A 14,746-nucleotide genomic window follows, 5' to 3' on the forward strand; every position below is an offset into this window, starting at 1 on the left:
GTTACTTGTATAATTATGTATCATAGAAAATATCCTTTTTTGTACAGATTATACCATAGATTCTAAACAGGTTCTAAGCGCATTTAATCCCTCTTCTTCCTTTTTCTTCTACTTTATCATGCCATCCTATATAATAGGAATAGAATTTAAAAAGGGGAGTGCGAAGGTGACAAAAACGAAATGGCTAGTAGGTGGTGTCGTAACGTCTTTAATGACTGGCACTTTATTTGGCTGCGCACAAGATCTTCCCCCAAAACCGAATGATAATAGTTGTTCTGATTGGGATTGGGATGATGAACTTGGGGTATGGCAGTGTGATGATAGTAGTTCAGGTTATCGTGGGCATTACTTCTATGGTGGGCGATACTATCAAAATAAATCCACTTTTAAAAATTCATCGGCGTTTAAATCGTATCAATCGTCTGCTGAATTTAAAGGTGGAATTGGAAGCGGTTCAAAGGGAGGATTTGGGGGCTAAAATATGTCGCAATACATAAGGGATCGAAAAGAATTTTATTTAAAATATCCGAATTTTTGGTCGGATTTATATGAATGTGAGTATAGTTTGTTTCATGTTTTTTCTATAACAAATCAGACTTTGGACCAATTACACTTAGCGACTGAACGAATGGGGAAAATATTTTTTAAGACTGCTAGACTGCTGCGTAATTTAAGTGACGAACAGCTTCTAGATCTTGGCTTTCCATCCGCGAGTTTATCATTCATTAGAATGAAAGGGCTTTATCCTGAATCTGTAATTTCGCGATTTGATTTTGCTGTAACAGAGGATAATAAAATCAAAATGCTTGAGTTTAATAGTGATACACCAACTTTTATTGTGGAATGTTTTCAAATGAATGGGAAAGTATGTGAAAATCTAGGCTATGATGATCCAAACTCGGATCAAGAACGATTGCTATCTTCTGGTGTAACGAAAGCAGTAATGGAAGCGACAAAGGGATTAGATAATCCAAATGTTGTTTTTACAGCACATCATGAGCATATCGAGGATTGGAATACCACTATGTATTTAAGTCAGCTATGCCATGTTGAAAATAAAGTAGTGCCAATGTCAGAACTTAGAATTACAAAGGATGCTCTAGTCGATAAAGATGGGGCGAAGATTGATGTTTTATATCGCCAAACATATCCGATAGAAGATTTAATTGAGGATCAAGATCCTGAAACAGGAGATTTGGTAGGTGTGGAACTGTTACAACTTGTAAAAGCCGGAAAGCTTTTTATAATAAATCCTTTGTCAGCATTTTTACTTCAGCCAAAATCAATTCAGTGTCTTATTTGGGGGTTAGCAGAAGAAGAGGTCTTTTATACAAATGAGGAACAACAGTGGATTAAAGAATATATGTTACCTACATATTTAGAACCAGATTTATTTTTAGGAAAAGGTTCTTTCGTTCAAAAACCTTCATTTGGGAGAGAAGGAGATACAATTACGATTCGCGATAAAGACGAAAATATTATGCTTCAAAATGCACACGAAACGTATAAAGCGTCACTGCCGATATTTCAAAAGTATACCGAACTGCCAGTCGTATCCTTGGAAACAGAAAAAGGGATCGAGAAGCTGTCATATGTGTTTGGTTCGTTTTTAATTGCTGGAAAAGCGAGTAGTATCGGTATTCGTGCGGGAGAAAAGATTACAGGAAATGAATCGTACTATTTACCGGTAGGTATAAAAAGGAGGGGGAAAAATGATTAATTTTTTATTATATTTAGCAGTAACACTCGGCCTTTTATGTATAGGTCTGTTCTTGATGGAAGTGACAACGAAAGTAAAGGAATTTAAGTTAATGGCTCAAGGAAATAAGGCGGTAAGCTATGTGCTTGGAGGACGATTACTTGGGTTAGCTGTTGTTTTATATTCGACAGCAGCTAATTCAATTTCACTTCTTGATATGATTTCGTGGGGAGCAGTTGGGATTTTGGCTCAAATTATCGTCTTTTATTTAGCTGAGTGGCTTACACCACGCTTTAATATAAACAAAAGTCTCGAAGAAGATAATCAAGCAGTCGGTCTTTTTCTTATGTTTTTATCGCTTTCAATTGGGATTGTAATCGCTGGTTGTATAACTTATTAAAAACTTTACGTTTAAACGTAAAGTTTTTTATTTTATCCCGCTATTTGCCGGGCAGCCCGATTGGTGAGGGCTAATAATCAGTGGGGGATGAACAAAACCCCCACTGATTAAAGTTTCACTTTATATACGTTAGTTTGCCATACCTTTTGAAAAAATTGTAGGCTACGGTTGACATCTATTTTAAATAAGAGTAACATTTTCAATGTAATGAAAATAAGTCTCTGTTAGGTGAGGCTCCTGTATAGAGAAATGCTACTGCCCAAAAATGTCGAGAGACGCCAATGGGTCAACAGGAATGATCGAATTAAGGTTTTTCTTAACGTAGCTGGTAATGTACCTATGCTATACAGTGCTAAAACTCGGTGAGGGAGAGGTCCGTAGATTTCTAATTATATTAGAAATCGTTTATTTGTGTATGTAATGGCCGCTACTCTCTTAAGGGTAGGGGTCTTTTTTGTTACCAAGCTATGAGTAATTTCATAGTATAAACTATAAAATTAAACGAGGAGGTGAGGAGCATGTCAAATTCTGACTCGGTTCCGTTACCCATATACTTCAAATCAAAAATATATGATGTAGGCAGGAAACGATTTGTTCCTCCCTCTATATTTATCACAATGTAGCGTTTATAAAGCGCTAGACACTTTCACAGTAAAGTGGATAAATTGAGAAACAAAGCGTTTCTTCCTATGTTGTAAAGGAGGAGACGATAATATGTTATATGCAAACAAAACTGTGGGTAACACGTCATATAAACTAAATAAAAAATCAATAAAAGAACAAACAATGCTCCAAAAAAATAAAGATTTATTAATTGAAATTGCAACAAGAGATGTAAAATCTGTATTTGCATATTTTAAAACAACAAGAGACGGACTATCAATGAAAGAGGCGCAAAAACGTATTCAAGTATATGGCCGAAATGAACTAACTTCAAAAAGAGCAATTCTTGCAGAAGTAATGATGAAGCTTGGTGGCATGATTCCAGTTTTTTCAAAACAACGTGTGTGTGATGAATTACAACGTGAAACGATTACTGTATCTAGAGTAGAATGTTCTAGTAGTACAGGGCTAAATAGTGAACTGAAAATGATGGAGATACCAGTGCAAGAACTTGTACCTGGAGATATGATTTTTCTTTCGGCTGGAGATGCTGTGCCAGCTGATGTACGTATTATTTATGCAGATGATTTATTAGTGAATGAGTCTGTGTTAACGGGAAACGAAGCGAGTATAGAGAAGTTTGAAAGCTGCTATCACCTTGAACGTAAACGATTTATTCCATTAAAACGGATGAAAGATTATAATCCACTTGAGCTTGAAAATGTATGTTTTAAAGGTTCACATATCGTTAGTGGAAGTGCAAAGGCTGTCGTTGTTTCTACTGGAAAAAATACGTATTCAGGCATATTGCATACTTGTTGTAGTAGAAAGTCTTAATGTGTTAATGGTGCTAAATATACAAAAACAATGTATAATAGACAAAGTTGAGCAAAAACGTAGAATGGTAATCTATTTATATAACCTTACGTGATAACGTGAGGTTATTATTTTTTTAATAGGAGAGGAATTATGAAAAAAGTATTATTAGTTGATGGTATGGCACTATTATTTCGTGCTTTTTACGCAACAAGTGTCTACGGACAATTTATGAAACGACAAGATGGAACCCCTACGAATGGGATTCATGGTTATATGAAACACTTGTTAACAGCTACGCAAGCGATTGAACCAACACATATCGTTACATGCTGGGATATGGGAAGTACGACATTTAGAACAGAATCGTTCTCGAATTATAAAGCAAATCGTGCAGCGCCACCAGAAGAATTAATTCCTCAATTTGATTTAGTGCAAGAAATGACTGCGAAATTATCCATTCCAGTTATTGGTATGAAAGGCTATGAAGCCGATGATTGTATCGGTACGCTTGCAAAACAATACTGCAATGAAGCTGAAGTTTATATTTTAACTGGTGATACAGATTTACTTCAACTTGTTGATAAGAACGTTACAGTTATGCTTCTGCGTAAAGGAATTGGAAATTACGAATATTACACACCGGAGAAAATCATGGAAGAAAAAGGTGTAGAGCCGTGGCAAATCGTCCATGCAAAAGCTTTCATGGGAGATACAAGTGATAATTATCCAGGTGTAAAAGGTATCGGTGAAAAAACAGCGTATAAGCTTATTCAAGAGCACGGAACAGTATCCGCTGTACTAGAAAATGTAGAATCATTAACAAAAGCGCAGCGTACGAAGATTGAAAGTGATTTAGAGAACTTAAATATTTCGTTGCAATTAGCACAAATTCACTGTGAAGTTCCAATTTCATGTTTACTAGAAGAGGGATTACACACAATGGATGAAGAAAAACTTAGATTTGTTTGTGAAGAAATGAATTGGGGAAGACCTGAAATATTAATAAATATGCTATAAATAGTTTGGAAAGAGGGATGTTGCATAAGTCGAAATTTGACTTGGTGACACCTTCTTTTTGTTTTTGTAAAAAGTATTATAGTAAATAAAATTATGTCGAACTCAATTTTAAATATATAAATGTTTCGACAAGATATAATGATAAAAGTTGATGGGAATAGTAATTTTTATAATGAAGTGAATTAATTTCAACATAGTTTTAGAGAGTCTTTTTTTCGTGTTCACAAAGTTGTCAGAAAATAAATGGAATTTTCATATGAAGTTCAAATAGAATTCACAACAATCAATTATTATAAGGACACACAGATAATTCTTTATCTTTTATATAAACCATCCCCCAAGGAGGACAATGAAAATGAGAAAAAAAGTGAGAAAATCTTTTAAACAATTATTAATTGAAAATAAACAATCACTATTAAATAATAAAGAAAATATGAAAGAAATTGAAGAGAGAATTGAGAAACGACATGTAGCATAGAGTGGTGCTAGTAATTAAATAAGATAAAAAAGATAGCCTATATAGGCTATCTTTTTTATTTTATATTGAAAAAACGTTATTCATCTCTTTAATTTTGTAAATATGCCAGATATTTTTATAGTGTTTTTCTATCAATATTACTCATTTTTCGAGGTTGAAATTGGTATATACCAATTTTTGAGATTTCCTATTCATAATATTACAAAAAATGTTACAATACACTCAAATTTATACTATAAAATCATTTTAATATGAAAAATTGGAATGAAAAGAAAGGAGGGGAATATGAATAAAGATGTCGCTTTGAAATGATTAGTATCATTTCATTAGGAGTTGATGTAAAAAGATGAAGAGATACGAAGAATTGGATTCTATAAGAGGGATTTCTTCATTAATAGTAATGATCGGTCATCATTTAATGATTTTTTCAGCATTTCAAAATTACAGTTATGAAGATAATAAACCATTTGTTGTGTATCTATTAAAAGAAACGCCTGCTCGTCTTATTTTTAGTAGTGGTAACGAATCTGTTATTATCTTTTTTGTTTTGAGCGGATTTGTTTTGTATGAATCTATTCAAAAAACCTATAGTAGCTATGGGGCATACCTTTTAAAACGTATATGCAGAATATATATTCCCTATATTGTGGCAATAATTATAGCTATTATATGCCAGGCTACAATTAGTGAATATGGTATTTCTTATTTAAGTGAATGGTTTAATCGCTCATGGACGATTGAAAGTTCTCCAAGCTTAATAGCGCAACATATTTTATTGGTTGGGAAATATAATACAGATGCATATAACGGTGTGATTTGGTCACTTGTCCATGAAATGCGAATATCAATAATTTTTCTGTTAATTTTGATGATTTGTTTACGAAAAACGTTAAGGTGTTCATTACTATTATTGTTTAGTTTTAGTATATGTTCTGTCGTAATATTATTTTTGTTTCGCTCGGGCTTAACATTAACAAGCTATGCATTAACGTTGCATTATACGGTGCTGTTTTTATTGGGGGCACTAGTTGCGAAGTATAAAAATAATTTAATAGTTTTTTATAGTAATTGTACTAAAAACACGAAAATTGCATGGTTTTTATTTGCGATTTTACTTTTTATGTATGAAGGACTTATTGGAGAAATTAAAGTACTCAATAATTTTATATTTCGAGACTACGTAGTGGCGATAAGTGCAAGTCTATTTGTCATATTAAGTTTGTCAATATCAACTTTGTCATCCTTGCTACGCAATAAATACTTGTTATATTTGGGGAAGATTTCTTACAGTCTTTATTTATACCATATTATATCGTTGTTTTCCCTTATATACATGTTCCATGAAATATTACCGTTGCCTATTATTTTAATTTTTTCACTTATATTTTCGTTTATACTTGCAATACTTTCGTATATATATGTAGAAAAATTTGCATTCAGAGTCGGAAAGTATGTAACAAAACAAGTGGATAGAAAGAAGAGAGGGGTATCTGTAAAGAGTGACTTGCAGGATGTTATTCAGAAAAGGGCGGTGAAATAATTGAAGCAAGAAATGAGTATAAAAGATTTTCAACAATTATTGAAAAGAAGATTCGTAACGATTATTTTAACGATGTGTTGTTTAACCGCTTCTTTAGTTCTTATCTCTATGTATGTTTTAAAGCCGTCATATCAATATTCAACGCAAATTCTTGTTGGGAATTTAGATGAGTTTAATAAGGAAAATTCAACAAATAAAACACAAGAAAATAAGCAACTAGTAACATCGTATGTTGATATTTTAAAAAGCCCATTAATTATTTCAACAGTCAAAAAAACTTTGAAATTAGAGCAATCAAGTTATGAATTAGCACAAAAAATCTCGGTAGTGAATACGGACAATTCACAAATTGTAACTGTTACAGTAAAAGATTCTAATCCGAAAGTCGTGAAAGACATTGTAAAGACATTGGCAGAGCAATCACAACAAAGTTTTCAACAGTACACAAATGTACAAGGTGTGAAAGTGTTGACGGATCCTGAGTTACAGGAACAGGCTGAAAAATTGTTTCCGAAATTTCAACTGATCATTCCTATTTCTTTAATTGTTAGTTTTTTTGTTGGGATAGGTTTAGCTGTATTTCGAGATTATTTTGATGAACGTATATACACGGAACAAGATTTAGAGAAAATAACAACAGTCTCTGTTATTGGTCACATAAATGTGAAACCGAATAGAAAACAGAAATCTACAGAGATTGATAAACAATCATCTATATATCGAGGTGAACATGTCGATGTTTAGAACAAAGAAACAGCTGCCATTCGATTTGCATGATGATTTGATGAAAGAGCAGTTTTATACGGTGTATCACGAGCTGAAAAAATCTGGAAAACAACTATTCACAGTTAGTTCAACGAAGGACAGAGGGATTGTTGCCTCGCTTATAGTAAATATGGGTCTAGTGTTTGCAGAAATGAAGAAAAAGGTGTTACTTATTGATGTGAATTTTTCTGACCCTAAACTACATGTATTATTACAAAGTGATCACATGATAACCGTAAACGATATAATAAGCTCTTCCCCCTGCAATTATGAATCTTTTTCTAGTAATTTGTCTAAATACTTATATTGTATTCCTGCAAAAAAAACAGTACACACAGGGACGCCCTTAGTTGCTATGGATGAATTTGATAATGCGATTGTTAAGTGGAAAGAAGATTTTGATTACATTTTCTTTTATTGTTCTGAAGTATTTGATCTTCCTGCTACGCACATTATTGCAGAGAAATGCGATGGAGTGGTCTTAGCGGTTAAAAAGCGAAAAGATTCACTACGTACAGTGCAAAAAGTAATAGCGGATATAAATAGGAAAGAATGTGAATTAATAGGTATAATTTTATATTCTTGAATGTGGGGGTAACGATTCATGATTCGTGAAACAAATCAAGCCAAGTTGTATACGATTCCGGCTCAAGAAAAGCCTAGCATATTGAATCGAAGTGTAAAACGCTTGTTTGATATTATATTTTCACTCATATTGTTACTATTAACGATACCAATTATGTTGTTCTTTTGTATTATGATTACTTTAGAAACATCAGGTGCTCCAATTTACTTTCAAGAACGTTTAGGTATAAACGGGAAGAAGTTTAATGTATTTAAATTAAGATCGATGGTAAAGGATGCTGAAATAAATGGCCCGCAATGGGCAAAAGAACATGATTCAAGAATTACAAAAGTTGGATTGTTCATAAGGAAAACGAGAATTGATGAATTACCGCAACTTTTAAATATTTTAAGAGGAGATATGTCTTTTGTAGGCCCTAGACCAGAGAGAGAGTTTTTTTATAATGAGTTTGATACGTTTATTCCAGAATTTAAGGATCGTTTAATGGTAAAACCAGGATTAACAGGATGGGCACAAATAAATGGAGGATATAATCTTGATCCAAAGGAAAAGTTGAGGCTGGACATGGAGTATATTGAAATGAAAACATTTCGGATGGACATCCGTATTTTATGTAAAACCGTTTTAATTGTATTGAACGGTAATGGTGCAAGATAAATATATATGTAAACAAACAACATATGTAAGTAGGTTACTTGCAAAGGAGAACTTGTATGGGTAGATCTATTCTAAACAATATTATCCATCTATTTTATAGTACGATTTTAGCTAACCTTCTTCAGGCCGTCAGTTTAATTGTTTTAGCAAACTTTTTTAACGCACAACATTATGGGATGTTTAGTGTTGCCATAGCAGTGACGTTTGTTATGTTATTTTTTACAGACTTAGGACTTAGTAATACGTTTCTTCGAGAAGGGGCAAAGGATGGAGCAGATTTAGAGAAGATTTTATCATCGTATATAAAAATAAGGATGATTCTACTTATTCTTATTTCTATAATCGGTTATATTGTTATTCATTATATGTATGCGGATAAAAATTTAATTTATATGATGATAAACGTAATGTTTTTCATGTTAATAGGATTAACTTGGCAAAACATAGGAATTGCCTATTTTCAACTGACGGAACGTATGAAGTATATAGCGCTCATTAAAGTTGTATCAGCATCGGTTGTCATTATAATTACATGTTTTTGTATTTTCGGAGAGTTACCGGTGTATGTAACGGCTCGCTTATATGCTTTTGGGTATATGATCGGTGGTTTATTCAGTATATATATCATGAGAAGAAAGACGAAAATGAATATGAAAGTCGTAATTCATAAAGCTTTATTTTGGCAATTAACTCCCTTTATTATTAGCGGTTTTTTAATAATGAGTACGCCACAATTAGCACCTATCTTGCTTAACTATACATTGCCATTAAGTATGGTAGGTGTTTTTGCAGTGGCGTACCGGATGCCGGCAGCTTTATATCAAGTACCAGGGGTAATTGCAGGTGCATTTTTTCCAGTTCTCTTTAAGCATTATAACCAGAATAATATAGAAGAGCATACGAAATTAAATTTGCTTCAAATTAAATCAATGGCGATTGTAGGAATATGTATGACGATCGGTTTATATCATTTAGCACCATACTTTATTTCTATATTTTTTCATGAAGAATGGCGCAATGCAGTAGAACCACTCCAAATATTATCATTTCTTATTGTGCTACAAAGTTTAAATATTGCTATTGCTGACGGTTTAACGACAAGTGGATGTCAAAATAAGAGGACTGTTGTGCAGTGTGTAGCATTGGTGATCGGTGGAGTTATGCTTTATAGCTTTAGTAGTCTTGGTGGAGTGATAGGAGCGGCATACGCTATGGTTTTATTTGAAATAGTCGCTTTAGTGGGATATATAGCGGTAAGTGTAGTGAAGAAAAAAATTGTATTCCAAATTGTAATACCGTATACAATTTATTTTGGTGTAACCTTTATTGGAGTGCAATATATATTACATACATATCATTTAATTGCGCTTGTTCTTAATATACTAATTGTAGTAGCTGCCATATTCCTATATGATTATGAGCTAAAAAAACTTCTTCTTTCTTTTATAAGAAAAATACGCAAAAAGGATTATATTACGAAACAGGGGATATAGCCTATGGAAAATAATATGAAAGTATCGATGGGATGGATTATTCTTCTAATATTATTTGTTATGTTAAGTAAATACAATTTATATATTGGATTTTCATTGAAAATATATATGATTTTTTTAGTCATATATTTTTGTTTAACAATTAAAGACTTTCATATTCAAAAGTTATATTTTCATGAAGTTATATTTTTACTGTTTTATTTCATTTATTGTTTGAGTGGAATTCTTTCTATGTATTTAAATGCTAGTATTCGTATGATTTTTGGCGTGCTACTTGTTTTAGGATGCTATTTTATAATGAGGAATTTATTGGGCAATACTGAAATAGTGGTACTTGAATCATCTATTGCTTATGTAGGAGTAGTATTTAATGTAGTAAGTCTAATACTCTATATAATCGGTTTACAATACTTTAGTTTATACGGTGGAGAAGAGAGAGAAATTTTTGCCGGGTTATTAGTTGATAGAGGATATCCACGGTTAATTGGATTGCTAGATGATCCTAACATTTTTATTTTCTATAATACAATATTTTTTATGTACTATATGACGAATTTACAAAATATAACTAACATCCTAGGGTTAATTTTATGTGTTACGACGAGTTTATTAACCTTTTCAAGGGGCGGTATATTAGCGCTTGTACTTGTCGTATTTGTATATATATGTATATCTAGTTTCACCAAAAAAATAAAAATAATTATGAGTTTAGTATTGTTTAGTGTAGTTATTTTTAGTTTATCGAATAGTGTAATGGGGGGCCAATTAGATGACATATTAAATAAACGAATTTCTGATTTTTCCCATGATAATGGAAGTGGTAGGTTTACATTATGGGAAGCTGCTTTTAAATATTATTTATCCAATCCATATATCGGAATCGGTGCTTTTAACTTTTCGAATTATTATGAGTATCAATTTAATGAAAAATTATATGTACACAATACATTTTTAGAAATTTTGTCTGAATCGGGTACAATTGGTTTTCTTCTATATAGTGCGTTTTTATTCATATTAATGTTCAAGCTAGCGCAGCATACTTTGTTTCGTGAAAAACCATATCTTCTATTGACTATGATTGCATTTTTATTTCAGATGATGTCATTGTCACTCATTATTAACGAAGCGTTCTTTTTATTTTTAGCAGTTGTTGTGAAGTATATTTCAATATATGAAGGAAGGGGAAAGATAGATGGTAAAATGTCTATCAGCACATAACGAGCCGCCTTATGTTTCTGTAATAACACCTTCTTATAATAGTATACGATTTATAGGTGAGACAATTTCATCTGTACAGAATCAATCGTATGAAAACTGGGAAATGATTATCGTTGATGACGGTTCAACCGACCAATCTGCCGCAAAAATTAAAGAGATAATAGAAGGAGACTCACGAATTAGGTTATTATCATTAAAAGAAAATGTTGGTGCTGCTAAAGCTCGGAATTTAGCGATCCAAGAGGCAAGAGGAAGGTATATTGCCTTTTTAGATAGTGATGATATATGGTTGCCGCATAAATTGAAGACACAATTGTTATTTATGGAAGAAATGAATATAGCTTTTTCATATGCGTCGTATAGTTTAATTGATGAAAATGGTAATGAACTAAATTGCGAAGTGAGTGTACCAAAATCTGTTGACTATCATTATTTAGTAGGAAATACAATTATCGGTTGTTTAACAGTGATGATTGATCGTGAAAAAATTCCATATGTCGAAATGCCTAGTATACAGCCGGAAGATACAGCGTTATGGCTGAACTTATTACATGAAGGGTATGAAGCAAAAGGGATACAGCAAGTGTTAGCAAAATATAGAATTGTTACAAATTCTGTTTCTAGAAATAAAATTAGAGCAGCTTTCCGGTATTGGAAATTGTTAAGGGAACAAGAACGACTGAATTCGATGCAAATTTTTTACTATTTTAGTAAGTATGCTTATCATGCTTATAAAAAAAATAAAATCAATGTAGTTGGGAAGACGCAATTATGAATATACTGTTGATGACAGATAAATTGATAACTGGCGGAGCCGAGAGCTATTTCTGTAAATTGGAAAGTAATTTGCGTTATGATGATTTTAAGATTTATACAGCTGCAGGTGATGGAGAACTATATGAATCTCTTACTAGAAAAGAAAATTTTATATTACTTAGTCGATGGAATCATTTGAGAAATATTTATTATTTACGAAACGAAATTTGTAAACGAAAGATAGAACTTATTCATGCAAATAGTTTGCGAATGGTATTATATGCTTTTCTAATTCAAAAGTTTATTAAAAAAAAGATGAAAATTGTTTATACGAAACATAATGTAACGATATTAGAAAAGAAAATGCCAACGCTTTTTCGTTATTTCATGAATAAATATGTAAACAATATTATTACAGTAAGTGAGTTTGAAAAGAATAATTTAATTTCAATTCATGTAGCAGAAGAAAAAATAAATACAATTTATAATGGTGTCGATATTGAAAAGTTTTTATTCCAGCAGAAGAAGAAAGAATCTACATATAAAATAGGGATATTAGCTAGATTATCCAAAGAGAAAAACCATCAACTATTTGTCAAAATTGCAAATGTGTTGAAAAAGAGAAATGATTTTATGTTTTATATTGCTGGTGATGGACCAGAGAAAGAATCGATTATGAAAGAAATAGAAAAATATGGATTGCAGCAAAGGGTGAAGATGCTAGGGAATATTTCAGAGCCGCATGAGTTTATAGGGAATATGGATGCCTTACTTTTATTATCTTTTCGTGAAGTGTTTCCAATGGTAGTAATTGAAGCGATGGCTACAGGGACACCAATTGTTTCAATTGATGTTGGCGGAATACATGAAGCGGTAATAGATGGAGAATCAGGCATTTTGATATCTGAATATTGCGAATCTGAATTCGCAAGTGCACTTGAAGAACTACAAGGGAATGAAGAAAGGGTAAATGATATTAGATTGAAAGCACGAGAGAAAGCAGTGAGGTATTTCTCGTTAACTAAAATGATAGAAGAAACGAAAAATATATATGAGTTAAACAAATGACCGGGTAGGTCGTTTGTTTTTTTTATTATAGAAACTTTTAAGAGAGAACTCACATATTATATGAAAAAAGGTAATATGAGGAGTGAATTTATTTTGTCAGAATATATTTCTTCCCAAGAAGATTGTGCGCCAGAAAGTAGCGTTCACATTGATTGTTTTGGCGCAGTTCCAAACTCGGGAAATGATAGCTCATTAGCAATTCAGCAAGCTATTGATTATTGTGTAGCGAATCGAATTTCGACGGTTAGAATTACAGGGGTAAATACGTACAAAATTGTAAAGCCGATTGTTATTAAATCAAACGTAAGATTAGAGTTAGATCCTACCGTAACGCTGCAAATTGATGGGGATTTTAATGCATTTGAGCTACAAAGTAACGCTTCGATAGTTGGTGGTACTATTCAAGTTATAAATTCATTGTTTCAATCTGCTGTTATTTATGTTTCTGGTTCACAACAAATCGAAGTACCTAATCAATCTGTTATATCAAATATAAATATAATAAATACAACTCCATCGTATAAAGGAAAAGCTATACATTTTTATTGTCAAAAGGCATGGGATTATATTAGTTTCTTTCAAGTTAAATTTATTCAAATTAAAAACTTTCAAACTGCAATATATTTGAAAACAGAGTATATAGATGATATCAATACACCTTGCTGGATTAACGCCAATGTATTTCAATCTATATTTATTGATGGATGTGTGTATGGGATTGAAGTAGATGGAAATAGTGATTTGCCAAATGAAAGTTCAGGAAATACGTTTCATGATATTCAAGTGCAATGTAGACAACAAACGAAAAAAGCAATTCGTTGCTCAGGTGCGTATAATACATTTGATTGTATGATTTGGGATACGTACCGGATGAGTAGTGAACAGATTGTCATTGAATTTTCTTCTAATTCGCATCGTAACTACCTTTTTTCAAATTTACTTTCTACAACTATTGTAGATAAAGGACAATACAATGTTTGTAAGTCTACCTATGAAGAATCTCTTCGAATTCAGTTACCGATTACGTTAAATAAACCACATTTAATAGGGAATCAAGATGATATTTTAGTAAATGCTCAGCAGAAGTATACGATTAAGCAAGTAAGTGGGAAAGTGCCTTACGGGGGGAATCTCGCAAATTGCTTTAATTTAATAGATGAACAAAGTGTAAACTATATTGACGTTCCAGATAGTAATCCAGTTGTAATTGAACTGGATTTTACGAAAAAACCAATACAAATGTTAAATTGTTTTGGAATGTATTTTGGGTGGGGAGAGAGCCCAAAGAAAATTAAAATTGAATATGCATTAAGCGCAACTGGAAGTTGGGTTATCGCGTTGGATGTTCCGTTAAATGTTGGCGATACAATTATATCGAATATGAAGGCGAGTCAGATATATAAAGTTAGAATTACATTAAGTGGTTATTCTCAAGATCATAAGCGTTTTCGAATTAATCGTATTTTTGCAAGGTCTTCTATGGAAAACGGGAACGCTTGGTTAGCGACAACTGGTGGAAGAATGTTTGGAGATATTGAAATAGAGGCAAGTAAAGGTATAATCATGAAGACTGCTAGTGGAGTGAAATGGAAAGTTACTATTAATGAAGCTGGCCAACTTATTACGACTAAGATAACTTGAGATGTT

General features: G+C 32.3%; 15 protein-coding genes and 1 riboswitch. All 15 genes read left to right on the forward strand.

Features of this window, described 5'->3' with window-relative positions:
* Window positions 1-166 precede the first annotated feature (166 nt).
* The gene (locus tag ACQRBL_RS07660) at window positions 167-478 is read left to right on the forward strand and encodes a hypothetical protein (RefSeq protein ID WP_000169030.1); all 312 of its coding nucleotides are present in this window, start codon (window positions 167-169) and stop codon (window positions 476-478) included.
* Between the two features lie 3 nt (window positions 479-481).
* Entirely contained in the window at window positions 482-1,720 is a 1,239-nt protein-coding gene (locus tag ACQRBL_RS07665; protein WP_023521524.1) for a glutathionylspermidine synthase family protein, read from the forward strand.
* Entirely contained in the window at window positions 1,713-2,099 is a 387-nt protein-coding gene (locus tag ACQRBL_RS07670) for a DUF350 domain-containing protein (protein WP_000606862.1), read from the forward strand. The genes ACQRBL_RS07665 and ACQRBL_RS07670 overlap by 8 nt, the downstream gene beginning before the upstream one ends.
* Window positions 2,100-2,312: 213 nt before the next feature.
* Window positions 2,313-2,478, forward strand: a riboswitch (M-box (ykoK) riboswitch).
* 335 nt (window positions 2,479-2,813) lie between these two features.
* Window positions 2,814-3,539, forward strand: coding sequence for a cation-transporting P-type ATPase (locus ACQRBL_RS07675; protein ID WP_097919833.1), 726 nt, complete (start codon window positions 2,814-2,816; stop codon window positions 3,537-3,539).
* 132 nt (window positions 3,540-3,671) lie between these two features.
* Complete coding sequence (locus ACQRBL_RS07680) at window positions 3,672-4,538, forward strand: 5'-3' exonuclease (RefSeq protein WP_000757069.1); 867 nt, start codon at window positions 3,672-3,674, stop codon at window positions 4,536-4,538.
* A 355-nt stretch (window positions 4,539-4,893) separates the two neighbouring features.
* Window positions 4,894-5,016 carry an FbpB family small basic protein gene (locus ACQRBL_RS07685; RefSeq protein WP_229181744.1) on the forward strand — a complete coding sequence of 41 codons (123 nt, stop codon included), beginning with the start codon at window positions 4,894-4,896 and terminating at the stop codon, window positions 5,014-5,016.
* A 346-nt stretch (window positions 5,017-5,362) separates the two neighbouring features.
* On the forward strand, window positions 5,363-6,556 hold the full coding sequence (locus ACQRBL_RS07690; RefSeq protein ID WP_411996290.1) for an acyltransferase family protein: 1,194 nt from the start codon (window positions 5,363-5,365) through the stop codon (window positions 6,554-6,556).
* Window positions 6,557-7,300 carry a YveK family protein gene (locus tag ACQRBL_RS07695; protein ID WP_000807062.1) on the forward strand — a complete coding sequence of 248 codons (744 nt, stop codon included), beginning with the start codon at window positions 6,557-6,559 and terminating at the stop codon, window positions 7,298-7,300.
* On the forward strand, window positions 7,287-7,907 hold the full coding sequence (locus tag ACQRBL_RS07700) for a CpsD/CapB family tyrosine-protein kinase (RefSeq protein WP_043924638.1): 621 nt from the start codon (window positions 7,287-7,289) through the stop codon (window positions 7,905-7,907). Before ACQRBL_RS07695 ends, ACQRBL_RS07700 begins: the two co-directional genes overlap by 14 nt.
* Window positions 7,908-7,925: 18 nt before the next feature.
* A complete protein-coding gene (locus ACQRBL_RS07705; RefSeq protein ID WP_000617654.1) occupies window positions 7,926-8,564 on the forward strand; it encodes a sugar transferase in 639 nt (212 codons plus the stop codon).
* A gap of 56 nt (window positions 8,565-8,620) precedes the next feature.
* A complete protein-coding gene (locus ACQRBL_RS07710; RefSeq protein WP_023521530.1) occupies window positions 8,621-10,057 on the forward strand; it encodes an oligosaccharide flippase family protein in 1,437 nt (478 codons plus the stop codon).
* 3 nt (window positions 10,058-10,060) lie between these two features.
* Entirely contained in the window at window positions 10,061-11,275 is a 1,215-nt protein-coding gene (locus ACQRBL_RS07715) for an O-antigen ligase family protein (protein WP_411996289.1), read from the forward strand.
* A complete protein-coding gene (locus ACQRBL_RS07720) occupies window positions 11,250-12,050 on the forward strand; it encodes a glycosyltransferase family 2 protein (RefSeq protein ID WP_000237685.1) in 801 nt (266 codons plus the stop codon). The genes ACQRBL_RS07715 and ACQRBL_RS07720 overlap by 26 nt, the downstream gene beginning before the upstream one ends.
* Window positions 12,047-13,099, forward strand: coding sequence for a glycosyltransferase family 4 protein (locus ACQRBL_RS07725; RefSeq protein ID WP_001023702.1), 1,053 nt, complete (start codon window positions 12,047-12,049; stop codon window positions 13,097-13,099). Before ACQRBL_RS07720 ends, ACQRBL_RS07725 begins: the two co-directional genes overlap by 4 nt.
* Window positions 13,100-13,192: 93 nt before the next feature.
* On the forward strand, window positions 13,193-14,740 hold the full coding sequence (locus ACQRBL_RS07730) for a hypothetical protein (protein ID WP_000006059.1): 1,548 nt from the start codon (window positions 13,193-13,195) through the stop codon (window positions 14,738-14,740).
* Window positions 14,741-14,746: the final 6 nt, after the last annotated feature.

Origin of the sequence: Bacillus sp. AF62, assembly GCF_050312695.1 — a bacterium.
GTDB classification, from domain to species: domain Bacteria; phylum Bacillota; class Bacilli; order Bacillales; family Bacillaceae_G; genus Bacillus_A; species Bacillus_A cereus.

Bases quoted from the DNA above. Each gene is read 5' to 3' on its own strand.
- ACQRBL_RS07665 (WP_023521524.1), top strand. From the start codon at position 482: ATGTCGCAATACATAAGGGATCGAAAAGAATTTTATTTAAAATATCCG.
- ACQRBL_RS07670 (WP_000606862.1), top strand. From the start codon at position 1,713: ATGATTAATTTTTTATTATATTTAGCAGTAACACTCGGCCTTTTATGT.
- ACQRBL_RS07675 (WP_097919833.1), top strand. From the start codon at position 2,814: ATGTTATATGCAAACAAAACTGTGGGTAACACGTCATATAAACTAAAT.
- ACQRBL_RS07680 (WP_000757069.1), top strand. From the start codon at position 3,672: ATGAAAAAAGTATTATTAGTTGATGGTATGGCACTATTATTTCGTGCT.
- ACQRBL_RS07685 (WP_229181744.1), top strand. From the start codon at position 4,894: ATGAGAAAAAAAGTGAGAAAATCTTTTAAACAATTATTAATTGAAAAT.
- ACQRBL_RS07690 (WP_411996290.1), top strand. From the start codon at position 5,363: ATGAAGAGATACGAAGAATTGGATTCTATAAGAGGGATTTCTTCATTA.
- ACQRBL_RS07700 (WP_043924638.1), top strand. From the start codon at position 7,287: ATGTCGATGTTTAGAACAAAGAAACAGCTGCCATTCGATTTGCATGAT.
- ACQRBL_RS07705 (WP_000617654.1), top strand. From the start codon at position 7,926: ATGATTCGTGAAACAAATCAAGCCAAGTTGTATACGATTCCGGCTCAA.
- ACQRBL_RS07710 (WP_023521530.1), top strand. From the start codon at position 8,621: ATGGGTAGATCTATTCTAAACAATATTATCCATCTATTTTATAGTACG.
- ACQRBL_RS07715 (WP_411996289.1), top strand. From the start codon at position 10,061: ATGGAAAATAATATGAAAGTATCGATGGGATGGATTATTCTTCTAATA.
- ACQRBL_RS07720 (WP_000237685.1), top strand. From the start codon at position 11,250: ATGGTAAAATGTCTATCAGCACATAACGAGCCGCCTTATGTTTCTGTA.
- ACQRBL_RS07725 (WP_001023702.1), top strand. From the start codon at position 12,047: ATGAATATACTGTTGATGACAGATAAATTGATAACTGGCGGAGCCGAG.